Annotated in this window: 20 protein-coding genes; 8 read left to right on the forward strand and 12 right to left on the reverse strand. The window is 43.8% G+C overall.

Annotation, left to right across the window (positions count from 1 at the left end):
- Window positions 1–35: 35 nt before the first annotated feature.
- Window positions 36–1,136: a DNA helicase PriA gene (locus AACZ11_RS05720; RefSeq protein ID WP_290628846.1), complete on the forward strand. Its 1,101-nt coding sequence runs from the start codon at window positions 36–38 to the stop codon at window positions 1,134–1,136.
- Entirely contained in the window at window positions 1,136–1,861 is a 726-nt protein-coding gene (locus AACZ11_RS05725) for a metallophosphoesterase family protein (RefSeq protein WP_290628845.1), read from the forward strand. Before AACZ11_RS05720 ends, AACZ11_RS05725 begins: the two co-directional genes overlap by 1 nt.
- Here AACZ11_RS05725 and AACZ11_RS05730 read toward each other — a convergent pair.
- The 4 genes from AACZ11_RS05730 to AACZ11_RS05745 all read right to left on the reverse strand — a co-directional run bounded on the left by AACZ11_RS05730 (window position 1,858) and on the right by AACZ11_RS05745 (window position 5,077).
- Entirely contained in the window at window positions 1,858–2,229 is a 372-nt protein-coding gene (locus tag AACZ11_RS05730; RefSeq protein ID WP_290628844.1) for a hypothetical protein, read from the reverse strand. The two genes, AACZ11_RS05725 and AACZ11_RS05730, sit on opposite strands and share 4 nt — an antisense overlap.
- 92 nt (window positions 2,230–2,321) lie before the next feature.
- Entirely contained in the window at window positions 2,322–3,875 is a 1,554-nt protein-coding gene (locus tag AACZ11_RS05735; RefSeq protein ID WP_290628843.1) for an aldehyde dehydrogenase family protein, read from the reverse strand.
- A 92-nt stretch (window positions 3,876–3,967) separates the two neighbouring features.
- On the reverse strand, window positions 3,968–4,507 hold the full coding sequence (locus AACZ11_RS05740; protein ID WP_290628842.1) for a 3-hydroxyanthranilate 3,4-dioxygenase: 540 nt from the start codon (window positions 4,505–4,507) through the stop codon (window positions 3,968–3,970).
- Between the two features lie 66 nt (window positions 4,508–4,573).
- On the reverse strand, window positions 4,574–5,077 hold the full coding sequence (locus AACZ11_RS05745; RefSeq protein ID WP_290628841.1) for a CAP domain-containing protein: 504 nt from the start codon (window positions 5,075–5,077) through the stop codon (window positions 4,574–4,576).
- 199 nt (window positions 5,078–5,276) lie between these two features.
- On the opposite strand from AACZ11_RS05745, the gene AACZ11_RS05750 reads away from it, so the two are divergent.
- The 4 genes from AACZ11_RS05750 to pbpC all read left to right on the forward strand — a co-directional run bounded on the left by AACZ11_RS05750 (window position 5,277) and on the right by pbpC (window position 14,821).
- Window positions 5,277–6,353, forward strand: a complete 1,077-nt coding sequence (locus AACZ11_RS05750; protein WP_290628840.1) for an isoaspartyl peptidase/L-asparaginase — start codon at window positions 5,277–5,279, stop codon at window positions 6,351–6,353.
- The gene (locus AACZ11_RS05755) at window positions 6,354–6,674 is read left to right on the forward strand and encodes an antibiotic biosynthesis monooxygenase (RefSeq protein WP_290628839.1); all 321 of its coding nucleotides are present in this window, start codon (window positions 6,354–6,356) and stop codon (window positions 6,672–6,674) included.
- 216 nt (window positions 6,675–6,890) lie between these two features.
- Window positions 6,891–12,440 carry an MG2 domain-containing protein gene (locus AACZ11_RS05760; protein WP_290628838.1) on the forward strand — a complete coding sequence of 1,850 codons (5,550 nt, stop codon included), beginning with the start codon at window positions 6,891–6,893 and terminating at the stop codon, window positions 12,438–12,440.
- A gap of 11 nt (window positions 12,441–12,451) precedes the next feature.
- Window positions 12,452–14,821: a penicillin-binding protein 1C gene (pbpC, locus tag AACZ11_RS05765; protein ID WP_290628837.1), complete on the forward strand. Its 2,370-nt coding sequence runs from the start codon at window positions 12,452–12,454 to the stop codon at window positions 14,819–14,821.
- Here pbpC and AACZ11_RS05770 read toward each other — a convergent pair.
- From AACZ11_RS05770 to AACZ11_RS05780, 3 genes are read right to left on the reverse strand one after another with little or no spacing between them, the layout of a single operon-like run.
- Window positions 14,818–15,282, reverse strand: coding sequence for a hypothetical protein (locus AACZ11_RS05770; protein ID WP_290628836.1), 465 nt, complete (start codon window positions 15,280–15,282; stop codon window positions 14,818–14,820). The genes pbpC and AACZ11_RS05770 overlap by 4 nt on opposite strands.
- Window positions 15,283–15,314: 32 nt before the next feature.
- Window positions 15,315–15,788: a CYTH domain-containing protein gene (locus AACZ11_RS05775; RefSeq protein WP_290628835.1), complete on the reverse strand. Its 474-nt coding sequence runs from the start codon at window positions 15,786–15,788 to the stop codon at window positions 15,315–15,317.
- A complete protein-coding gene (locus AACZ11_RS05780) occupies window positions 15,781–16,431 on the reverse strand; it encodes an NAD(P)H-binding protein (protein WP_290628834.1) in 651 nt (216 codons plus the stop codon). The genes AACZ11_RS05775 and AACZ11_RS05780 overlap by 8 nt, the downstream gene beginning before the upstream one ends.
- Before the next feature lie 51 nt (window positions 16,432–16,482).
- Here AACZ11_RS05780 and dinB point away from each other — a divergent pair, with 51 nt between their 5' ends.
- Both dinB and AACZ11_RS05790 read left to right on the forward strand, forming a co-directional pair.
- Window positions 16,483–17,589 (forward strand): DNA polymerase IV, encoded by a 1,107-nt coding sequence (dinB, locus tag AACZ11_RS05785; RefSeq protein WP_290628833.1) that lies wholly within the window; start codon window positions 16,483–16,485, stop codon window positions 17,587–17,589.
- A 49-nt stretch (window positions 17,590–17,638) separates the two neighbouring features.
- Window positions 17,639–18,406: an SH3 domain-containing protein gene (locus AACZ11_RS05790; protein WP_290628832.1), complete on the forward strand. Its 768-nt coding sequence runs from the start codon at window positions 17,639–17,641 to the stop codon at window positions 18,404–18,406.
- 1 nt (window position 18,407) lies between these two features.
- Here AACZ11_RS05790 and pyk read toward each other — a convergent pair whose 3' ends face one another.
- From pyk to AACZ11_RS05815, 5 genes are read right to left on the reverse strand one after another with little or no spacing between them, the layout of a single operon-like run.
- The gene (gene pyk, locus AACZ11_RS05795; protein ID WP_290628831.1) at window positions 18,408–19,838 is read right to left on the reverse strand and encodes a pyruvate kinase; all 1,431 of its coding nucleotides are present in this window, start codon (window positions 19,836–19,838) and stop codon (window positions 18,408–18,410) included.
- Window positions 19,838–20,326 (reverse strand): IPExxxVDY family protein, encoded by a 489-nt coding sequence (locus AACZ11_RS05800; RefSeq protein ID WP_290628830.1) that lies wholly within the window; start codon window positions 20,324–20,326, stop codon window positions 19,838–19,840. Before AACZ11_RS05800 ends, pyk begins: the two co-directional genes overlap by 1 nt.
- Window positions 20,327–20,374: 48 nt before the next feature.
- Window positions 20,375–21,118 carry a ribonuclease III gene (gene rnc / locus AACZ11_RS05805; protein WP_290628829.1) on the reverse strand — a complete coding sequence of 248 codons (744 nt, stop codon included), beginning with the start codon at window positions 21,116–21,118 and terminating at the stop codon, window positions 20,375–20,377.
- Between the two features lie 9 nt (window positions 21,119–21,127).
- Window positions 21,128–22,381 (reverse strand): beta-ketoacyl-ACP synthase II, encoded by a 1,254-nt coding sequence (gene fabF, locus AACZ11_RS05810; protein WP_290628828.1) that lies wholly within the window; start codon window positions 22,379–22,381, stop codon window positions 21,128–21,130.
- A gap of 12 nt (window positions 22,382–22,393) precedes the next feature.
- On the reverse strand, window positions 22,394–22,627 hold the full coding sequence (locus AACZ11_RS05815) for an acyl carrier protein (RefSeq protein ID WP_034259990.1): 234 nt from the start codon (window positions 22,625–22,627) through the stop codon (window positions 22,394–22,396).
- Window positions 22,628–22,799: the final 172 nt, after the last annotated feature.

Consider the following 22,799-nt stretch of genomic DNA (forward strand, 5'->3'; position numbering starts at 1 on the left):
AGCCTTAGGTTGCGAAGGCATTGTTTGAAAAGCAAATGCAAGACACTCCTTTACAAAAATCGGAACTTAAGAAATCCTGCATCAATTGTGGAGCAGAATTGGTGTATGCCCCCGGCACCACCGAATTAAAATGTGAATATTGTGGTCATATACAAGAGATCCTACCTGCTGAAAGTGGTTTTGAAGAGTTAGAACTCAAACCATACTTGGATCAATTGGGGGCAGCCTCACATACAGAGCGCATTACCATGCTCCATTGCAAGAATTGCGGGGCCAACCAGCATGTAGAAGAAAACTACAAATCGCTCCATTGCGTCTATTGCAGCATGCCCTTGATCGTTGAAGATATGTATTCGGAAGACTGGATTTTGCCCGGCGCGGTTCTACCTTTTCAGATCAATCAAAACAAAGCGCACCAGATTTTTAAAAAGTGGGTAGATGGCTTGTGGTTTGCTCCCAACAATTTAAAAAAAGCGGCTATAGACCCTCAAAACACCAAAGGCTTGTACGCGCCTTATTGGACCTTCGATGCGCAGTTACACGCCACCTATACCGGCCAACGGGGAGACTATTATTATGTAAGTGTCCCGTATACCACCACCGTCAATGGTAAATCGGTTACACGTATGCGACAAGAACGGCGAACCCGATGGACACCGGTTTCGGGGAGTGTGAATGGCTTTGTGGATGATACGCTCATCAAAGCATCAAAACAACGTGATGGCGTGATCCCTGCCAAGGTCGCCCGCTGGGACCTTACAAAATTACAACCTTTTGACAGCAGTTATTTGTCCGGTTTTGTGACCGAAAAATATACGGTACCCCTATTAGACGGTCATTTAGAATCGAATAAGGAAGCCAATAAGATTGCAGACAAGTGGGTGAGACGTGATATTGGTGGTGATACGCAAACGGTATCCTCCATGCACGTAACTTTGAGCGAAGAAACCTTTAAGCACATTCTGCTGCCTGTGTATATTAGCGCCTACCGTTACAATGGAAAACGCTATAATTTCTTTGTAAACGGCCAATCAGGAATCCTATCCGGTCAACGACCTTATTCCTTCTGGAAAATATTCTTCTTTGTGCTTGCCATTCTTGTTATTCTAGTGGTCATTGTATTATTTTTACAATAATGAGAACATTAGTGGTTGGCGACATACACGGCGGATTTCGTGCTTTGGAACAGGTCCTTAGGCGAGTTAAGCTCACTTCGGAAGATGAGCTAGTTTTCGTAGGCGATTATGTAGATGGTTGGAGTGAGTCTTCGGAAACAGTTTCGTACTTGATCGATCTTGCTAAAAAGTATACCTGCCTTTTTATTCGCGGGAATCACGATGAATTGCTTTATAATTTTCTGAAGCACGATGACAACAATCCAACGTGGTTGCTACACGGAGGGGAATCTAGTAAAAAAAGTTACGCAAATCTTTCCGAAGCAGAAATTGCACAACATATCGCCTTCCTTGAAAACTTAAGGAACTATTATGTGGATTCAAAGAATAGACTTTTCCTGCATGCCGGGTTTACGAACCTTCACGGTCCGGAACATGAATATTATCCAAATACGGTGTATTGGGATCGAACGCTCTGGGAAATGGTTGTTTCAATGAATCCCAACATTAACACGACCTCTGATCGTTACCCAAAACGGCTTCAATTATTCTCCGAAATTTACATAGGACACACACCGACGACACGCTTAGGGTCCATGGAACCTTTAAATTTTGCCAATGTATGGAACGTGGATACCGGTGCCGCATTTAAAGGGCCGTTATCGGTGATGGATGTCAACACAAAAGAAGTATGGCAAAGCGATCCGGTTTGGACGCTGTATCCAGAAGAAAAAGGAAGAAATTAATTGGGCTGAACGCGTACTTCAATGGCTTGAGGTATCACATGGCATTCGTCCTCGGTAAGGACAATGGTAATTGGATCACTTACCAACGTTTCATAATTAGCCCCTGCCACGGTTAGTATGTAGGTGCCGGGACGTTCGCCCGCTCCTAAGAAAACTACTGAACTGAACGCCAACATTTCACTATAATCATTGTCTTGAGCTAGTACCGTAACCTCGTCATTGGTAAGAAGCACATCGGTATTTGCATCCCGTACGGTGACATTTAAACCGTATACGAACTCCTCGGTACATGTAATAGCATCGTCGGTAGTGCTTTTTGAGCACGCCATCAATGTGCAGAGCAATAGTATGAAGTATGACCGTTTCATATTTTTCAATATAGAACGCTTATTCAGAAAAAAACGTATAAAAAAAACCGCTCTTTTAAAAGCGGCCTTTTTGTACTTAACCATGGCTCTTATTAAAGATCGAATTTGATTCCCTGCGCCAAGGGCAATTCTGTTGTGTAGTTAATAGTATTCGTTTGACGTCTCATATAGATCTTCCAAGCATCACTTCCGCTTTCGCGACCCCCACCGGTCTCCTTCTCTCCTCCAAAGGCTCCTCCAATCTCGGCACCAGAAGTTCCGATGTTCACATTGGCGATTCCACAATCACTCCCCGCATGCGAAAGGAAGCGCTCAGCTTCTCTCAAATTGTTGGTCATGATGGCAGAGGACAATCCTTGATTTACCCCGTTTTGTATTTCAAGAGCATTCTCGACATCGCCGCTGTATTTCAGTAAATACAAGACAGGAGCAAATGTTTCATGCTGTACAATACTGTAACTGTTCTTTGCTTCTGCGATCGCAGGCTTTACGTAACAACCGCTTTCGTAGCCTTCCCCCTGAAGCACGCCACCTTCTACAATTATCTTTCCACCTTCTTCTACTACGCTTTCCAATGCTTTTTGATACATCTTCACCGCATCGGTATCAATTAACGGCCCAACGTGGTTGTTCTCATCCAGCGGATTCCCTATTCGCAATTGTCCATAGGCTGCAACAAGGGCATCCTTCACTTTATCGTAGATGCTTTCGTGTATGATCAAGCGACGGGTAGAAGTACATCGCTGACCTGCAGTTCCTACTGCACCAAAGACAGCTCCAATGACCGTCATCTTGATATCGGCATCCGGGGTCACGATGATAGCATTATTCCCTCCTAGTTCCAATAAGGATTTCCCCAAACGCTCTCCAACCGTTCTTCCTACTATTTTTCCCATTCGGGTGGAACCTGTGGCAGAAATAAGCGGAATTCTTTTATCGGTGGTCATAAATTCTCCAACGCGATAGTCACCATTGATCAAGCAGGAAATACCTTCCGGCAGGTTGTTCCTTTTAAAAACACTTGCAGCGATCTTCTGACAAGCAACACCGCATAACGGTGCCTTTTCAGAAGGTTTCCAAACACAAACATCTCCGCAGATCCATGCCAGAGCCGTGTTCCAAGCCCATACCGCTACCGGAAAATTGAACGCAGAAATAATCCCTACAACGCCTAACGGATGATACTGTTCGTACATACGGTGCCCGGGACGTTCCGAATGCATCGTTAATCCGTGCAATTGACGAGAGAGACCCACTGCAAAATCACAGATATCGATCATCTCCTGTACTTCTCCGAGACCTTCTTGATAGCTCTTTCCCATTTCATAGGAAACTAATTTACCAAGAGGTTCTTTAAGTCTTCTTAGCTCTTCTCCAAACTGTCGTACGACCTCACCTCGTTGAGGCGCAGGCATAACGCGCCACGTTTTAAAAGCCGAAGTCGCCGCTTGCATTACCTTTTCGTAATCTTCTTTTGATGTGGTGGTGACCTTTCCTATTAAATTTCCATCTACCGGAGAGTATGAAGCGATTTCTTCTCCGCTGGAAAACCAATCGTTCCCGGTGGAGGTCCCTTTATTTACTTCTTTAATTCCTAATTGTTCCAGGGCTTCTTCAATCCCGAAAGAGGTTGCTACAGTTGACATAAATTGTATGTTTTTTATTCGCTAATTTGTGAGCTGCGAAGGTACACAATATGCAGTAGATTGTAAAATGAAACCGAAGGTCTTTAAACGGTTTAGGTGTCTTGAGTGAAGCGAGGGTCTGCCTCCATCACTTCGCCGCAATTATTGCAGGTACGAAGTTCTTTACTGCCGTAGAATTTCTTGAAGTGTTTTAGGAAGTCCTTCTCAATATCATCCAAAGGGAAGTACACTTCGTATAGCTTGTTATTGCAGTTATCGCAAAACCAAAGCAGTCCGTCCTTTGCATCAGTTCCTGCGCGTTTTACCTCGACTACCAAGCCAATGGAATTCGCTTTTCGAACCGGAGAATGCGGCACTTTTGCCGGATGAAGATACATATCCCCGGGGCCAAGCTTCATGGTGCGTTTATTCCCTTCATCTTGCACATGCACTTCTATCTCACCTTCCAGCTGATAGAAAAGTTCTTCTGTTTCGTTGTAATGATAATCCTTGCGTGCGTTGGGACCGGCCACGACCATTACAATATAGTCACCTGCATCTTTGTAGAGATTTTTATTGCCAACAGGTGGTTTGAGCAGGTCTCGGTTTTCTTCTACCCAAGCATTTAAATTGAAAGGTCCTTTAATAGCCATAGCCGTATGTTTATGAGTTGCATAAAAATACGGCAAATGGTTTAAAAGAAAAAGAAAAGATTTCTTTTACTTTCTATAGAAAAGTTGTGTGAAGTAATAGCGCCCTTTATCTGATTGCATGACGCCAAAACCTGAATGTGTATAATTTCCTTCTATAATAGTACGGTGGCTTTCACTGTTGAGCCAAGCGCTTACTACACTGGCAGCTGTTTCATATCCATAAGCGACATTCTCCCCTACTACTTGGGCTCCCCTTTGCTTCAAAGCTTGAGAACGAATACCAAAATTATCGTGATTGATTTGCTCGATGTCGATCATGTATTGGGTATGATCCACAGCATAAGCCGAAGCGTATTGCTGGTCTTTCTTTATATCTGAAAGACCAATTGATCTTCGGTGTGCGTTAATAAGATCTAAGATCTCTTCTGCCATGACCCAGTCTGTTTCCTGAGCGAGGTTAAGATCGATAGAATAGTTGATCTCTTCGGGAGCAACGCCCTCATCTTTCTGACAAGAGGTAACAAGGCATATAAATGCCATAGCCAAAAGGCCGGTTTTAAGTAGGTTCATAATACGGGGGGCATCAAATTTGGGGCATGATGCTGATCCAAATATAGAAAATTTTCTTACATAAAATGCATTTAATCGAATTTATTGTGTCGTTAATCGATTTTTTACAGTTAAATTTTAAAAATTCCTACAACAATTCATCCTTTCAGCTGCGGAAAACAAAGGAATTTACGTTATCTTAGGTCTCTAAATCCATAATATGAAGAATCTCAAAACTTTAACACTTCTCATCAGTATTTTAACGCTTTTCAGTTGCAAAAGCGAAGTGAAAGATTCAGAAATTGACAGTAAAAATGAAGAAGTTGCCAAAACCCCTGCCGAAAATTTCGGTATCGTCATTCATGGCGGTGCCGGCACCATTTTAAAGGAAAATATGAGCGATTCTTTGGAAAGAGCTTATAAAATAAAACTGGAAGAGGCGATTCGGGTTGGACATGAAATCTTGAAGCAAGGAGGTACCGCCATGGAGGCCGTGACAAAGACGATTAATGTTATGGAAGATTCGCCTCTTTTTAATGCAGGGAAAGGAGCGGTATTTACTCATGAAGGAGCCAACGAGCTGGATGCTTCCGTCATGGACGGCGCGACCCTCAATGCCGGTGCGGTTGCCGGAGTAACACGAATAAAGAATCCCATTGATCTGGCATTGGCGGTCATGAACGATTCTCCACATGTAATGCTAAGTGGAAAAGGCGCAGAAATGTTCGCACAAGAACGTGGTTTCGAGCTTGTAGACCCTGCTTACTTTTATACGGAGAACCGCTACCAATCTCTGCAACGCATTAAGGAAAAAGAGAAAACCGAGTTGGACCACGATGGAAAGACGGCCTTTGCAGATCCCTTTAGTAAAGATTCAAAATTTGGAACCGTGGGTTGTGTCGCTTTGGACAAGAAGGGCAACTTAGCCGCCGGTACTTCTACCGGGGGAATGACTAACAAACGCTGGAACCGTATAGGGGATGCGCCTATCATTGGTGCTGGCACTTACGCAAATAATGCCACTTGTGCTGTTTCATCTACCGGTTGGGGCGAATATTTCATTCGTGCGATGGTAGCACACGATATCTCTGCTTTGATGGAATATAAAGGATGGTCTCTTCAACAAGCCGCCGAAGAGGTCATTCAAAAAAAGGTACCTGCGCTTGGAGGGGACGGCGGAATTATTTCCATCGATAAAAACGGAAATGTAGCCATGGAGTTTAATACTGCCGGAATGTACCGTGCTCATATGAATGCAACAGGTGAACTTAGTATAGGCATCTATAAGAACGAGTAGATGAAGCCTCCTTATTACGCGGTTATTTTCACCAATACTCAAACCAGCGATCTTACCGGATATGCAGAAATGGCGGAAACCATGGAAGCACTGGCTGCGAAACAGCCCGGTTATTTGGGCATGGATCATGCACGCGATGGGATTGGGATTACCATTAGCTATTGGGAAGACCTCAACGCCATTCTACACTGGAAGTCGCATTTGGAACATTTAAAAGCTCAACACCTCGGAAGGTCAACTTGGTATCAATCGTATACCGTACGCATTTGCAAAGTAGAGCGGGAATACGAATTCCATCGTGAAGAAAACATGAATGGGTAAAGACCGGCTGTTAAACTCTTCCTAAATTTGGTCACATTGTATACGAAGAGCTGCGCTCGTTACGTTGAAGAAAACACCACCTCCCTAAACTGTTTTATTGTAACGAGCCGAAGCATCTTGCCTTTCGGTCTGTTTTAAGAATCTGAGAAATCAACTTCTTGGATCGCAATTAAACATCCCTTTTTGTAACTTTAAGTACCTTTTAAACCATCGTGTATGAATGCTTTGCGTCGTCTTTTCTCTGTACTCGCCCTTCTCTTGATTTTTTCTTGCGGCGATAAAAATGAATCTTCAGAAACCGATAATCTCTTTAAGTTTAGGGACTATATTGCATATAATACCTACGGAATTCAATCCATCACTACGCCCATACGTATAGAACTGTCGCAACCGCTTCAGCAATATGAGCTCACACAGGAGATTCCTTCAGACTATCTAAAGATCACTCCAAAGACCAAAGGAGTCCTTACCATAGAGAAGGACAGAACCCTTATTTTTCAACCTTCAGAATTTCTCCAACCCGATACCGAATATACGGTTACAGTAAAACTTCACAAGCTCTATGAGGATGTCGAGAAAGCGTTTCGAGAGTACACCTTCAGCTTTAAGACCATTACGCCCAATTTTAAGATCGATGTTTTAGGACTTCAATCGTATAGCAAAGAATGGCAGTATTTGGAAGGTACACTGGAAGTGTCCGACCTGATTTCTTCAGAAAAAGCCCATCAATTGATACAGGCAAGACAAGGGAAGAAAAAGCTTGCCTTCAAATGGGGAAACGACACCGGACATGCAAAATTCTTCAACTTCACCATAGACAGCATTCAACGAAGCATGGAGGATACCAATATTAAGATTACATGGGATGGCGACCCCGTTGAGAATGATACGAAGGGGAGCACCACTTTCCCCATTCCGGGTCAAAACAACTTTAAAGTGGTGGATGTAAAGAGTACGGTGGCTCCCCAGGCTTCGCTGTCGATCAATTTTTCGGATCCGTTAAAGGCCAATCAGGATTTTTCAGGATTGGTCACCATTGAGAACGCCAACGAACTCCGTTTTGAGGTAGACGGCAATGTATTACACATCTATCCTCCCAACAGGTTGACCGGCGAGGTACGGGCCACGGTATTTAGCGGCATAAAAAATTCCGAAGGATTTTCACTAAAGAAAGATTTTTCTGAATTAATTTCGTTCGAACAGCTGAAACCCGCAGTGCGACTGCTGTCCAGCGGAAGTATCTTACCAAATGCTGCCGCCACTCCTATATATTTTGAAGCTGTAAACCTAATGGCTGTGGATGTAAGGGTTGTGAAGATTTTTGAAAACAATATGCTTCAGTTCCTGCAGGGCTCAGACCTCAATAATCCAAACTATTACGACATCCGTCGTGTGGGAAGAAAAGTTGCTAAGAAGACCATCAACCTTCAGGAGAACAGCATTGGCGCTAACGGTCTGTGGAAGGCATATGCTATTAATCTATCTGATTTCTTTGCTGCAGACCCTGGCGCGTTGTACCGAGTGGAATTCAGTTTTACAAAAGAATATAGTTTATACGATTGTGTGGAGGGTGAAGTTACTTTAAACGAAGGAGAGGAAGATTACTACTACGAAGAAGAGTATGCAGAAACATTCACGGGTGACGAGGACGAACGCGAGGAGCGTTATTGGGACAACGAAATCTATCGTTGGAGAAATTACACCTACAATTGGCAGGAACGGGACAATCCCTGCCATGCCGCCTATTATAATGAAGAACGCATTGTGAGCGCCAATATTTTAGGGAGCGACCTTGGGCTTATCGTTAAGAAAGGAAACAATCGGTCTTATCAATTTGCGACCAATAATATACTTAGCACAGCACCCGAAAGTGGTGTAAAAATAAAATTGTACAATTTTCAGCAACAATTAGTAGAAACTGTTACCACCGACAATGACGGCCTTACGCTTTACGACAGTGACAAGACAATTGCTTTTGCGGTGGCCCAAAAAGGAGATCATTACGCCTATGCGAAATTGGAAGATGGCAATGCGCTATCTTTAAGCAATTTCGATGTCTCTGGTCAGCAATTGCAACGAGGGCTAAAAGGTTTTATCTATACCGAAAGAGGCGTCTATCGTCCCGGCGACAGTATCCATTTAACTTTTGTTCTTAACGATGAAGATAATCCGTTACCTAAAGAACATCCTGTTACCTTGGAAGTTACGGATGCCCGCGGAAAATTGGTTCATCGCGATATTGCTGCTAATTCTGTGAACGGGTTCTATTATTTCCCTATCAAGACCGAAGCTGCTGCGCCTTCGGGAAACTGGAATGCACTCATTACCGTTGGAGGTGCTACATTTAATAAAACATTAAAAGTAGCTACCATTAAACCCAATAGGCTTAAGATCAAACTAGATTTTGACGATACCATTTTGGATGCCGGCAAACCCATTACTGGTAAGGTCCAAGGGTCATGGCTGCATGGGGCACCGGCACGAAATCTGAAGGTCGAAATGACTGCCACCTTACGCAGTACCAATACAGCCTTTGAAAAATTTAAGAATTACACCTTTAAGGACCCCGTTCGTGAATTTGAAGAGGTAGAGATTTCTATGTTAGATGCCAAACTTTCTTCGGAAGGCAATATTGATTTTTCAAAAAGTATTGAACTAAGCAATAAGGCACCCGGAATGCTGCAAGCCACCTTTCTCACAAAAATTTTTGAAGGTGGGGGTGATTTTTCAATCGATGTGTTCTCAAAGGAGCTTGCACCTTACAGTCATTTTGTAGGTTTACGTTCTCCCGTAGCACAACGCTACGGTTCTTATGATACAGACACAAATACTGTGTTCGATCTGGTATCGGTCGATGCACAAGGGAATCCCGGTGGAAGCCGTGAGATTGAAGTCAAAGTATTTCGCATTGAATGGCGATGGTGGTGGAACCGTGGCGACGGTAACCTTTCGCGATATGAAAACGCTACGGTGCATCGCCCCGTTAAAGCGATGACCGTAACCACCGGAAACGACAGTAAAGGAAAATTTACCCTCAATATTCCTGAAGATAGCGGCGGTCGTTACCTTATTCGTGTGATCGATAAAGCTTCGGGTCATGCCACAGGAAGGATCGCTTATTTTTATAAGAATTGGTGGAATGCCCCTATGGAGGGCGATGCCGAAAGTGCCAAAATGTTGGTCTTCTCAGCGAATAAAGAAAAATATTCCGTAGGCGATGAAGCTATTATTTCATTCCCCTCGGGAAGTGAAGGACGTGCGCTCTTGAGCATAGAGAATGGCACCGAGGTCCTGTCTACACAATGGATTAAAACCAAAAAAGGGGAGACCAAAGCGGCTGTGGAGATCACGAAGGAGATGGCTCCCAACGTCTATGTGAATATATCGTTGCTTCAGCCGCACGAACAGACAAAAAATGATCTTCCTATAAGGCTGTACGGGGTCATTCCATTGTTAGTTGAAGACCCGTCCACACTACTAAACCCAAAACTGATCGTCCCAAAGGTTCTCAAGCCCGAAGAAAAGTTTACTGTAACTGTTTCCGAAGAAGAAAACAAGGCCATGATCTATACCCTTGCCATGGTCGATGAAGGACTTTTAGACCTCACACGTTTCGAAACACCAAAGATTCACGACGCCTTTTATACTAGAGAAGCCTTGGGGGTAAAAACATTTGATATCTACGATTATGTTATTGGAGCCTATTCAGGAAGTGTGAATTCTATATATGCCATTGGCGGCGGTGATGCAGCGGCGGGTGCCAAGAACAGAAAGGCAGATCGCTTTAAGCCGGTGGTTACCTACTTGGGGCCTTTCGAGCTCAAGGCCGGCCAAAAGGCAAAACATGAGCTTACTATGCCCAATTATGTAGGCTCTGTACGTACTATGATCATTGCGGGGAATAACAAAACCGGTGCCTATGGAAAAACCGATGTCACTACGCCTGTTCGGAAACCACTTATGGTACTTGCCTCCCTTCCGCGTAAATTATCCCCGGGAGAAAAAGTGACCCTGCCGGTAACGGTTTTTGCAATGGAGCCTAAAGTTAAGAATGCTTCGGTTCGGGTGAAAGTTGGAGACGGGCTACGACCTATAAACGGAACAGAGCAACGTATTTCTTTCAATGAACCGGGCGAACAGATCGTGGCTTTTGAATTTGAAGTACTTCCCACCAATACGGTTCAGGTCATTGACGTGATTGCTTCGGGCAATGGAGAGACGGCACGTTATAAGGTGGAGATAGATATTGAAAATCCCAATCCTGTCTCTCAAAAAGCCGTGTCGTATACCCTTTCGGAAAACGGAGCAAAAGCTATTGCGTTCGAAACCTTTGGAGTGGCAGGGAGCAACGAAGCGATAGTGGAGTTTTCCACACTCCCTCCCATGGATTTTGGAAAACGTATGGAATACCTTATTAGGTATCCTCATGGATGTGTCGAGCAAACTACTTCGGCTGCATTTCCGCAGTTATTCCTCGATGATGTGTTTGATATTACATTCGATAAAAAACAGGAGATTCAAAAAAATGTAGCGGCTGCAATTAGAAAATTAGGCACCTATCAAAATACCGGCGGCGGACTGAGCTATTGGCCCGGAGAACGTGAAAGTGATGCATGGAGCACGAATTACGTAGGTCATTTTATGTTGGAAGCGAAGCAAAAAGGCTATGCATTGCCCATAAGTTTCATGAGCAATTGGCTTCGTTTTCAGCAAAAAGAAGCAAGACAGTGGCGCAACAGCGAAACGCACTATAATTCGAGCTTGACACAGGCGTACCGACTTTATACCCTTGCCTTAGCCGGTAAGCCCGAGCTCGCTGCCATGAACCGATTACGGGAGTCAAAACGTTTGAGTAATGATGCTAAGTGGCGTTTGGCAGCTGCGTATGCCCTTGCCGGAAAAACACAGGCAGCGAAAGAGATCGCCGGGACGGCAACTATTGATTTTAAACCCAGCCGCAACGATTATTATACGTTTGGATCTCCATTTAGAAATAGAGCAATGGCGTTGGAGACCATGGTTCTTTTAAAAGATCCTTCCCAACGTAATCTGGCAGTATCACTTGCCAAATCGTTATCATCACAGCAATGGTACAGTACTCAGGAGACAGCCTACGGATTGTTGGCCATGGCGAAAATGGTTCAAGAAAACGGAGGAAAAGCTCTGGAGCTAACGTACACCCAAAACGGAACCTCGGTTACAATAAAAACCGATAAAGCCGTTGCTCAACGAGCACTGGGGATTACTATGGGAAGCAATTCGGTAAGAGTCTCCAACAAAAAAGACAATGTGGTTTACGTAACTCTTATTCAAAAAGGGAAATTACCTCTTGGAGAAGAGTTGGCCGAAAAACGAAATTTGAGCATACAATCCGGTTATTTGGACGGAGAAGGGAATCCCCTTGACATCACAAATCTAAGACAAGGCACTGAAATCACGGCACAAGTAGTTATTACCAATACCTCAAATGACCCTATTCACCATGTAGCGCTCACGAAGATTTTCCCCAGCGGTTGGGAAGTTGTAAATACCAGTTTTACCCAATTGGGAGGTGGTGCCCAAGGCAGTGCCCGCTATATCGATATTAGGGACGATCGCGTGAATTTCTATTTTGATCTGGACGCAAAGAAATCGAAAACCTTTACCGTGAAATTAAATGCGTCGTATCTAGGCACCTATTATTTGCCGGGCACTCAGGTGGAAGCCATGTACGACAATACCTATTTTGCGCGAAATAAGGGAATGTGGGTAACGGTCTCACAATAAAACGTTGAATTGTGAAAAGCGATCGCTCACATAAGAAGAGTTTCTTTAAAGACCACAAGCTCAAAATAGCTTTGTTTCTTAGTTTGTTCTTAGTGTGGCTCTTTTGTTTGCCAAAACCTTTATTCCAGGATCCTACCGCTACGGTGCTAGAAAGTAGGGAGGGTATCCTATTGGGAGCGAGGATCGCAGAGGATGGCCAGTGGCGATTTCCAAAAATGGATTCCGTTCCCTACCGTTTTGAGCAGGCCATACTGCACTTTGAAGACGAGTACTTCTATCAGCATCCTGGTTTCAACCCTATTTCTATGGGGAAGGCTTTTTGGCAAAATATCACCTCCCACAAACGCAGGGGAGGAAGTACGATCACCCAGCAGGTCATTAGACTTTCTCGTAAGAATTCGCACAGAAGTTACACCGAAAAGTTCATCGAGATTTTCCAATCTACTCGTTTAGAGGCAGGATTTTCGAAGTCCGAAATATTAAATCTCTATGCCTCACATGCGCCCTTTGGCGGAAATGTTGTAGGATTGGAAACCGCTTCTTGGCGTTATTTTGGCATTCCTTCTCATTCGTTAAGCTGGGGACAAGCTTCGGCCTTAGCTGTGTTGCCTAATGCTCCATCGCTTATTTTCCCGGGAAAGAATGAAGCGTTGTTGCGGCAGAAAAGGAATCGTTTATTGCTGAAATTATTTCAGAAAAAAGTAATAGATAAAACCACCTACGAGTTAGCTTTGGAAGAATCCCTTCCAGGAAAACCGTACCCTCTTCCGGAAGTGGCACCACATTTTACTGAACGTCTTCGGAAAGAGCATCCCGGAGAACGCATTACGACCACCCTTTTATATTCCCTTCAGCACAAAGTGAATCGCATTGCACAAGAACATCATTATACACTATCGCAAAATCAGATCCACAACCTCGCCATTCTTATTCTGGATGTGAATACAAAAGAGGTGTTGGCCTACGTAGGGAACGCGCCCACTTCGTTGGAGCATGATAATTATGTAGATATCATCAATAAAAATCGAAGCACGGGAAGTATATTAAAGCCCTTCCTGTATGCTGCCTTGCTCGATGCCGGAGAAATGCTTCCAAATACGTTGGTTGTGGATATTCCCACTACGATCAATGGATATAGTCCCGAGAATTTCGATAAGAAATTTCACGGCGCCATTCCTGCCTCTGAAGCTTTATCGCGTTCCTTAAACGTCCCGGCAGTGAGGATGCTCCGCGAGTTTGGGTTGGAGCGTTTCCACAGACAACTCAAGGATTTTCAATTAAGCGGTATCGATCGTACTACCGATTTCTATGGCTTGTCCCTTATCTTGGGTGGAGCCGAAAGCTCTTTGTGGGAGATCACCAATGCCTATGCAGGAATGGCCTCGACCCTTACGTATTTTAACGAAAGTTCCAGTGAGTACAGAGTAGGAGAATTCTCTCAACCTATCTATATAAAAGGCGATGTGGTTTCCTTCGGAAAAAAGCAAGCTCATCCTCCTGTTTTTGACGCCGGCTCCATTTATCATACCCTCAAAACACTTCAAGGTGTCAATCGCCCGGAAGGGGAGATCAATTGGAATTTCTTTAGTAATTCGCAGCCTATCGCATGGAAGACCGGAACGAGTTTTGGTTTTAAAGATGCATGGGCCGTTGGCGTGACACCCCGTTACGCAATTGGTATATGGGTAGGGAATGCAGACGGCGAAGGGCGTCCCGGGCTCACCGGTATTCAAGCGGCGGCACCGGTTCTGTTTGATGTATTAAATGTACTTCCACCCGCCTCTGACTTTGGGATGCCATACGACGCGCTTACAGAAGTTTCGGTTTGTGAAAAAAGCGGTCATTTGGCAGGGGTTTATTGTGACTTGGTGAAAAAAGAATGGATCCCACAGGCGGGACTGCGCACTAAAAGCTGCCAATACCATCAGCAGGTTTTTTTAAATGCTTCTGAAAGTCTACAAGTGAATACCTCGTGTTATCCGTTAGAAGAGATGGTTCAGAAGAACTGGTTTGTGCTGCCCCCGCTTATGGAATACTACTACGCTCCGCTACATCCCGAATACCGTCCACTGCCATCTTTTGCTGAAGGTTGTCTCAAAGAAGGAGAACGAACTATGGATTTTATCTTTCCGAAGAAAAATGAAGCTGTACTACTGCCCAAAGGATTTAACGAAAAAGTGAACGAAGTGATCTTTAAGTTGGCACATCGCATCCCCGATTCTGTTGTCTATTGGTATCTTGACAATGTCTATATAGGTGCCACAACGACCTTCCACGAATTGGCAGTAGCTCCCAAGCCCGGTACCTATCTGCTCACTGCGACCGATCAAGATGGAAATGCCGTTAGACAACAAATTGAAATTCATAGTGCCCCGCTTTAACGTAGCGGAAATCCTTTGGCCGCCCACCATGGACGTACCTCAATGACGAGTCTCCCCGCTTTTACCATTGGGTCCATATTTGCAAGGCTATCGGCCAACTTGAGTGTAGGAACATTATAAATGGTAATGCCACGTACATCCCCATCATCCCCGAAAGGCCCGGAAATATCGGCATACCCTTCTTGATACATTCGTCCCAAATGAGCTAGGTGTAAAGTTTGCAGGCTGTCGGTTTCTGATTTGTTCTGTGAGCGGTTGGGCCCGCGTTTTAGGAAAGCGATAAAATACTGCTGCATTAATGTAGTGTCACCTGTTTTCGAATCTACATAATCAAATACCTCATATCCTTGGGTCGTTAATTCCTTTTTGAGTTGAGCAATTGACTTTTGGTTCTTAGCTGCCGTATTAGCGGCAGAGACGTCGTCCAGACTTGTCGTTCTACAAGCTATAAATAAAAGCATCAGCGGGCAGAGTATAAGTATAAAGAATTGTTTCACTTTTTCCAGAATTTAAACGGATTACTACTTAGTTGTGAATTGTAATATTGTGTTTTACCGGTTACTTCTACCCCCAACCATTCGGGTCTTGTAAAAGTTTCGTCTTCGGTTGTCAACTCGATCTCGGCTATGGATAATCCTTCGTTAGCTCCCAAGAATTCGTCTACTTCAAAGATATGAGGTCCTATCTTCACTTCAAAACGGATCTTCTCAATAATTGACGGCTCGCACAAGGTAAGCAGCTGTTCAGCATCGGGTATTGGGATCTGTGTTTCCCATTCAGATCTTATTGTCCCGGCGTCGTTCGATCTCCCCTTCACAGTGAGAAAGGCATGTGTTCCTTTAATGCGCACTCGAACTGTTCGATCCGGGTGTGTGTTCAAAAATCCTTGAACTATTCGCTCTTTACGAAAGGCTTCTTTTTTATAAGCTTCAGAAGTAACCAAAAATTTACGTTCGATCTCAAGCATTGGCAATTTCCTTGATCCTATCGGAAGTGATACGCGTTTCGGCAGCTTCGGTCTTGGATAGTCGTTGCATGGCCTTTGCGATAGTTTCGGGTTGTATGATCTTGTATTTCTTCGGAATTAAAAAACCGAACGTCCCCATGAAAAATTGAGCCATTCGTTCTCCCGTACGTTTTTCATCACGGTCCCCGCCAATAAGCGACGGCTGTAAAATGTATGTGTTTGGAATGCCCTGCTGAAGCACATCCCGTTCCATTTCTCCTTTTGTTCTATTGTAGAATATACTGCTTTTTACATCGGCGCCCATAGCAGAGATCACTACAAATATGTCTATGCCGTTCTGTTTAGCAAGGGTAGCCGCTGTGACAGGAATGCCATAGTCAATCTTTCGGTAGGTTTCTTTATCGGGTGTATTGGCTTGAGTGGTGCCTATACAACAAAAAACCACATCGCCGGTAAAGCTATCACTTTGTTCCTCTAGGTTGAACATATCGATAAGATGTTCTTCAATTTTTGGATCCTTATGTACAACGGGACTTCTTGAAAACAGCTTCACTTGATGAAATGTGTTGTCCTTTAGAAGAAAATCCAATAAAATACCTCCCGTTAATCCGGTAGCGCCTAGGAGTATGGCTGTTTTTGACATTAACTAATCGTTTGAGAATTGTATCTCACTAAGATATTATAATTTTATGGGATGGAGATGTTGCTTCCCATTCGAAAAATCATTCATGTAGATATGGATGCGTTCTACGCCAGTGTAGAGCAGTTGGATCGTCCCGAACTGCGCGGAAAACCAATTGCTGTTGGTGGCAGCTCGAAGCGCGGCGTGGTGAGTGCTGCCAGTTATGAAGCGCGAAAATATGGTGTTCGAAGTGCAATGAGCAGTGTGCTGGCTCAAAAATTATGTCCGGAGCTTATCTTTGTACGATCTAATTTTGAACGTTACCACGAGATCTCCAAGATCATTAGAAAGATCTTTTTTGAGTATACCGATCTGGTAGAACCGTTATCGCTCGATGAAGCCTATCTCGATGTAACCGAAAACAAAAAAGGCAATCCCAGTGCAACACTCATTGCTCAGGAGATCAGGGCAAAGATCAAGGAAAAAACCGGGTTGAATGCATCGGCAGGAATATCGATCAATAAATTTATCGCTAAAGTTGCGAGTGACATCAATAAACCCAACGGACAAAAAACGATCCCTCCGGAAGAGGTCATTTCCTTCCTGGAAGAATTGGATGTGAAAAAATTTTACGGTGTGGGGAAAGTAACCAAAGAGAAGATGTACCGCTTGGGTATCTTTACAGGTAAGGATCTAAAAGCAAAGTCGCTTGAGTTTTTGGAAGAACATTTTGGGAAGAGCGGTCATTACTATTACAATGTGTCGAGAGGCATTCACAAAAGCAAGGTAAAGCCCGAACACACCCGAAAATCGTTGGCTGCAGAACGTACCTTTAATGAGAATATCGCTTCGGAAGTTTTTATGCTGGAACGTTTGGAGGAGATCGCCGCAGAGGTGGAGCGACGATTGCAAAAAAGCAAGGTGGCAGGAAAGACGATCACCTTAAAAATAAAGTACAGTGATTTTACATTACAAACACGAAGTAAAACACTTCCACTTTATATTTCGAGTCAATCCCTTATCATGGAGACTGTTAAAGATTTGTTATTCCAAGAAAAAATGAAAGAATCGGTACGTTTGTTGGGTATTTCATTATCGAACCTCAACAACGACACTAAGAAGTCTTTGAAGGTCACTTCGGAAGAATCCATAGATGTACAATTAAAACTAGCATTCTAGATGAGATAAAAACTACTTGAAATTGAATAGTAACGAAACCCACACAATTATGAAAAAAGTAGCATTTCCCATCGTTGCGTTGGCACTTGCCTTCGCTCTTTTCGCTTGCAAGAACGAAACAAAGACCGAAACTGAAGCCCTTCCTGAAGATCTTGCTGTCGCTGAAGCTTCAGAAGAAACCAGCCCCGAACATCTCTATGTTACCGCCTCCAGCGGACTTACCCTTAGGCAACACGATAATTTGAATAGTGAGAAACTCGCCGTTATGCCTTATGGTACCAAGGTAAAGGTAATTTCCGAAGAAAAAGAAACCACCATGACCGTGGGAGGCATCAAAGGCGGTATGCATCAAGTAGAATACAATCAGCACACCGGTTATGCGTTTAACGGTTACTTATCCCGATTTTTTCCTCCTGAGGAAGACATGAGACCCAATGCGTATGCCGAAGCCTTAAAGGCACAATTTCCAAACGTGTCTTTTTCTGAAACAACCGGAGGTACCGCCAGCAATCCTTCAAATACTGCTACCTTGCTCCTTCCCACCACCCAGTGGCACGAAGGTTTCTATATTGCAAAACAGTTGTTCGATATCCCAACAGAGTTCGCTTTCCCGAACCCGAAAGGCAGCAATGAAGAAGTGGTGAAGCAGACCAAACCCAAAAGCGGCGCATGGGCAAGTGAACTTCAAGTGAATAGACAAAACGACCGCTTGGAAAAGATCACCTACAGCTATCGCGCCGAAGGATTCGGGTATACCGTAACCATTACGCAAGAAGGAGATACTATGAAGTTAGCGCGGACAGATGTAGCGGATTGATCTACTTCACCTGACTCACCCTAAGCGTATTCACCATTCCTTTTTCTACGATGGGCATGGCTGCCAAATTGATCAAATAATCGCCTTTGGAAACAAAACCGCTTTCAAAGGCGATCCTGTTTACATCGTCGACCGTCTCATCGGTGCTTACAAACTTATCGTAATAAAAAGCCTTGACGCCCCATAAGAGGTTGAGTCGCGAAAGAATGCGTCGGTTGGACGTATACACCAAAATGTGCGCCGTAGGTCGCCAAGCAGAGATCTGAAAGGCCGTATATCCACTGTTGGTCAAGGTACAAATGGCCCTTGCTTCTATTTCGTTGGCCATCAATGCCGCATGGTAACAAATAGATTTTGTGATGTATCTGTTGGTACGTACATGCGGTGGTTCTTGCGGAACCCGTATCAACGGTGAATTCTCTACATTCTTTAATATATTGGACATAGTCTTGATCACTTCCACCGGATACCGTCCTATGGAAGTTTCGCCACTAAGCATTACCGCATCGGCACCGTCCATTACCGAGTTGGCGACATCATTTACCTCGGCGCGGGTAGGTGTTAAAGAGGTGATCATGGTCTCCATCATTTGGGTCGCAATAATCACGGGGATACGTGCTCTTTTCGCTGTAAGTACCAGCTCTTTTTGAATAAGCGGGACTTCTTCGGCGGGAACCTCCACACCTAAATCGCCTCGCGCCACCATAATGCCGTCACAATAGGCGACGATCTTGTCAATATTGGCCACTGCTTCAGGTTTTTCGATCTTCGCAATGATGGGGATTTTATATTCGCTGTGCGCTTCTATAAGCGCTTGTAACTCTTTAAGGTCGTCTGCACTTCGCACGAACGACAAAGCCAGCCAATCTACCTTTTGAGAGATGGCAAATATTGCATCTTTTTTGTCTTTCGCTGTCAGGGCAGGCAAGGATAATTTGGTGTTTGGCAGGTTTACTCCCTTTTTTGACTGGAGAGGCCCTCCTTGTATCACCACCGCTTTTACCTCATCCTTCTTATTTGTTTCAAGGATCTCGAAGATAAGTTTTCCATCGTCCAACAAGACACGTTCTCCCGGATTGACATCTTTCGGGAATTCGTCATAGTTCATATATACCTTGGAACGTGTTCCTTCAAATTCTTTGCCTGTGCAAAAAAAGAGTTCATCACCCGGTTCTACCACGACTTCCTCCTTCATGGTTCCAATGCGAAGTTTCGGCCCCTGAAGATCGGCTAGTATAGCCGGTGAGATCTTTAATTCCTTTCCCAGTTCACGTATGGTCTTAATGGTGTTCTTTACGTTGTCGTAATCGGCGTGGGAAAAGTTCACCCGGAACACGTTGGTACCGGCCAAGATCATGTTCCTTAACACCTCTTTACTACTTGATGCAGGACCAAGGGTAGCGACAATCTTTGTTTTCTTTTCAGTTGGCATTAGTCGAATATTAAGTTTCGTTTGGATTTCACCGTATCCACATCCACGGGATAGGCTGATATCACTTGTTTTATTTCGTTGATATCTGAAATGAGTTTCCGAAGCGGAATTAATTCAAAATCGGAAATGATCTTCAGAAAATAATCTACTTTCTTGTATTCAGGAATTAAATGGGTTAGTACTGTTTCCGAAGCATTTTCGGTAAACAACCCACCCGAGCTTTGCACATTGGCAACCACAGAACGGCACGTATTGGCAACGAGGTCGTAGGTGGTATACTGCGCTTCATTGTCATAAATGAATCGCGGGAAGGAAACTTCCAAACCGTTATTTGAAAATTCAAGATCGCGATCGTTCCTTCGTAGCTTAAGACCCACGAACTGGTTGATCAAATAGGCTACTTTATAGGCTTCTTCACTACAATGAATGGCCAATAAGGAATAGGTTTCCTTAAAATCATCTTCCAGAACCAGTTTGTGATGTACCATAGCTGCGTATGCTATAAAAGTACGGTATCTGCAGCGTATTCAAAAAGATTATTCCCGCCGGCGATCAATTTTTTTCTGAAGCTTAAAATAGGCGCGTTTTGCCGCACGCTCTTCGGCCTTCTTCTTGGAAGTTGCCCTGGCTTTTGAAACGACCTCATCCTCCAACAGCAGTTTTACCGCAAAATGTTTTAATGCATCTTTACCGGTATCCTCGTAGATTGAAAATTTAAAGCGCTTCTTGTTTTTTTGGCACCATTCGATAAACAAACTTTTATAGCTTATCACTTTCCCTTCCAACTTTTCGATATCCACATACGGTTTGATCACCCGTTTATGGATGAACTTCTCACAGTAAGGAAATCCTCTGTCAAGGTAAATAGCTCCAATGAGTGCTTCAAAAACATTTCCGTGGATGTTCCCGCCAAATTGCTGGGTAGGAATGGTGGTCTTTACAAATTTTATTAGGTTAAGGTCACGGCCCAGTTCATTTAAATGTTCGCGGCTTACGACCTTAGAGCGCATTTTGGTTAAATACCCTTCGTTACCGCCCGGAACTTTTTTGAACAGATGAGAAGCGATCACAGCGCCAAGCATGGCATCCCCTAAAAATTCAAGTCGTTCGTAATTTTGCGAATGGCCATCACTGTTCTTTTCATTGGTAGAACGGTGCGTAAAGGCTTCCTTGTAGATATTGATATCCCGTGGTTTAAATCCTAGAATCTTTTTTATCGCATAAAAAAAATCCCCGTGCTTTTCGACACGAGAATTAAATATGTTCTTTATTGAAGCCATGAGGGGAAATTAGGCATCCATTTTCTTAAAGAGGACGCAAGCATTATGGCCTCCAAATCCGAAGGTATTACTCATGGCCACTTTAATTTCTCTTTTTTGAGCTGTGTTCAGCGTTAGATTCAAAGAAGGGTCAATAGATTCGTCTACGGTAGTGTGATTAATGGTAGGAGGAACCAAACTGTGTTCCATTGCCAAGATTGAAGCGATCGCTTCAATAGCCCCTGCAGCTCCTAACAAATGTCCTGTCATGGACTTTGTAGAATTGATATTAATATTCTTTGCGTGATCTCCAAACACCTTACTAATGGCTATCAATTCGGCTACATCACCTAAAGGTGTAGAAGTTCCGTGCGTGTTGATGGTATCGACATCTTCCGGCTTCATTCCGGCGTCATTGAGACAGTTAAGCATCACGCGCTCGACCCCAATCCCGTCGGGATGTGGTGCGGTCATGTGGTACGCATCACTGGACATTCCGCCGCCAACTACTTCGGCATAGATTTTTGCCCCACGCTTTTTTGCGTGTTCGTATTCTTCAAGGATAAGCGCCCCTGCACCTTCCCCTAGTACAAATCCGTCGCGGGTAGCGTCGAAGGGTCTTGAGGCCGTTTCGGGACTTTCATTTCTAGTAGATAGTGCGTGCATGGCATTGAAACCACCCATACCCGCCGGAGTTACCGCTGCTTCGCTTCCACCGGTGACAATAATATCGCAATGCCCTAACCTAATATAGTTAAGAGCATCGATCATCGCGTTGGCAGAAGAAGCACAGGCCGAGACCGTGGTATAGTTAGGTCCCATAAAACCGTGTTTGATCGAGATATTACCGGGGGCAATATCGGCGATCATTTTGGGTATGAAAAAGGGGTTGAAACGCGGCGTTCCATCCCCTTCTGCAAAATTTATTACTTCATCTTGAAAGGTTTTCAAACCTCCAATTCCCGCTCCCCAGATCACTCCTACACGAAATTTATCTACCATATCGAGGTTAATTCCTGCGTCTAAGATAGCTTCATCGGATGAGATGAGTGCATACTGAGCGAAGCGGTCTAGTTTTCGGGCTTCCTTCCTGTCAAAATGATCCTCTGGATTGTAATCTTTGATTTCACAAGCGAATTTTGTTTTGAATTTTTCAACATCAAAATACGTTATAGGCGCACAGCCGCTCTTCCCATTTTTCAATCCGTCCCAATATTCAGAAATATTGTTTCCAATAGGGGTAAGGGCTCCAAGACCAGTAACTACAACTCGCTTTAATTCCATAGAAGAAGTTTTTTATTTCGCTTCCTCAATATATGAAATTGCTTGACCTACTGTGGCAATATTTTCAGCTTGATCGTCTGGGATTTGAATATCGAATTCTTTTTCAAATTCCATGATAAGCTCTACCGTGTCTAAAGAGTCGGCTCCTAAGTCGTTTGTAAAGCTTGCTTCATTAACAACTTCGTTTTCGTCAACACCTAATTTGTCCACGATAATCGCTTTTACTCTTGATGCAATGTCTGACATAATTCTTGTTTTTTAAATTTAATTATAAGTGGCAAAAATAAAATTTTTTAATTTAAAACACTATTTAATACCTAAAATGTATCACCAAATTAAACAATTTTGGGCGAAGTAAAACCCTATTACCGTACTTTTGTTATTTATTAGATTAATTACTTCTTTAAACGCCCAAAGA

This window comes from uncultured Altibacter sp., from assembly GCF_963972995.1.
Taxonomy (GTDB): Bacteria; Bacteroidota; Bacteroidia; order Flavobacteriales; family Flavobacteriaceae; genus Altibacter.

Bases quoted from the DNA above. Each gene is read 5' to 3' on its own strand.
- dinB (WP_290628833.1), top strand. From the start codon at position 16,483: ATGGAGATGTTGCTTCCCATTCGAAAAATCATTCATGTAGATATGGAT.
- AACZ11_RS05800 (WP_290628830.1), bottom strand. From the start codon at position 20,326: ATGGTACATCACAAACTGGTTCTGGAAGATGATTTTAAGGAAACCTAT.
- rnc (WP_290628829.1), bottom strand. From the start codon at position 21,118: ATGGCTTCAATAAAGAACATATTTAATTCTCGTGTCGAAAAGCACGGG.
- AACZ11_RS05730 (WP_290628844.1), bottom strand. From the start codon at position 2,229: ATGAAACGGTCATACTTCATACTATTGCTCTGCACATTGATGGCGTGC.
- AACZ11_RS05750 (WP_290628840.1), top strand. From the start codon at position 5,277: ATGAAGAATCTCAAAACTTTAACACTTCTCATCAGTATTTTAACGCTT.
- fabF (WP_290628828.1), bottom strand. From the start codon at position 22,381: ATGGAATTAAAGCGAGTTGTAGTTACTGGTCTTGGAGCCCTTACCCCT.
- AACZ11_RS05735 (WP_290628843.1), bottom strand. From the start codon at position 3,875: ATGTCAACTGTAGCAACCTCTTTCGGGATTGAAGAAGCCCTGGAACAA.
- pyk (WP_290628831.1), bottom strand. From the start codon at position 19,838: ATGCCAACTGAAAAGAAAACAAAGATTGTCGCTACCCTTGGTCCTGCA.
- AACZ11_RS05790 (WP_290628832.1), top strand. From the start codon at position 17,639: ATGAAAAAAGTAGCATTTCCCATCGTTGCGTTGGCACTTGCCTTCGCT.
- AACZ11_RS05720 (WP_290628846.1), top strand. From the start codon at position 36: ATGCAAGACACTCCTTTACAAAAATCGGAACTTAAGAAATCCTGCATC.
- AACZ11_RS05725 (WP_290628845.1), top strand. From the start codon at position 1,136: ATGAGAACATTAGTGGTTGGCGACATACACGGCGGATTTCGTGCTTTG.
- AACZ11_RS05745 (WP_290628841.1), bottom strand. From the start codon at position 5,077: ATGAACCTACTTAAAACCGGCCTTTTGGCTATGGCATTTATATGCCTT.
- AACZ11_RS05780 (WP_290628834.1), bottom strand. From the start codon at position 16,431: ATGTCAAAAACAGCCATACTCCTAGGCGCTACCGGATTAACGGGAGGT.
- AACZ11_RS05775 (WP_290628835.1), bottom strand. From the start codon at position 15,788: ATGCTTGAGATCGAACGTAAATTTTTGGTTACTTCTGAAGCTTATAAA.
- AACZ11_RS05755 (WP_290628839.1), top strand. From the start codon at position 6,354: ATGAAGCCTCCTTATTACGCGGTTATTTTCACCAATACTCAAACCAGC.
- AACZ11_RS05815 (WP_034259990.1), bottom strand. From the start codon at position 22,627: ATGTCAGACATTGCATCAAGAGTAAAAGCGATTATCGTGGACAAATTA.
- AACZ11_RS05740 (WP_290628842.1), bottom strand. From the start codon at position 4,507: ATGGCTATTAAAGGACCTTTCAATTTAAATGCTTGGGTAGAAGAAAAC.
- AACZ11_RS05760 (WP_290628838.1), top strand. From the start codon at position 6,891: ATGAATGCTTTGCGTCGTCTTTTCTCTGTACTCGCCCTTCTCTTGATT.
- AACZ11_RS05770 (WP_290628836.1), bottom strand. From the start codon at position 15,282: ATGCTTTTATTTATAGCTTGTAGAACGACAAGTCTGGACGACGTCTCT.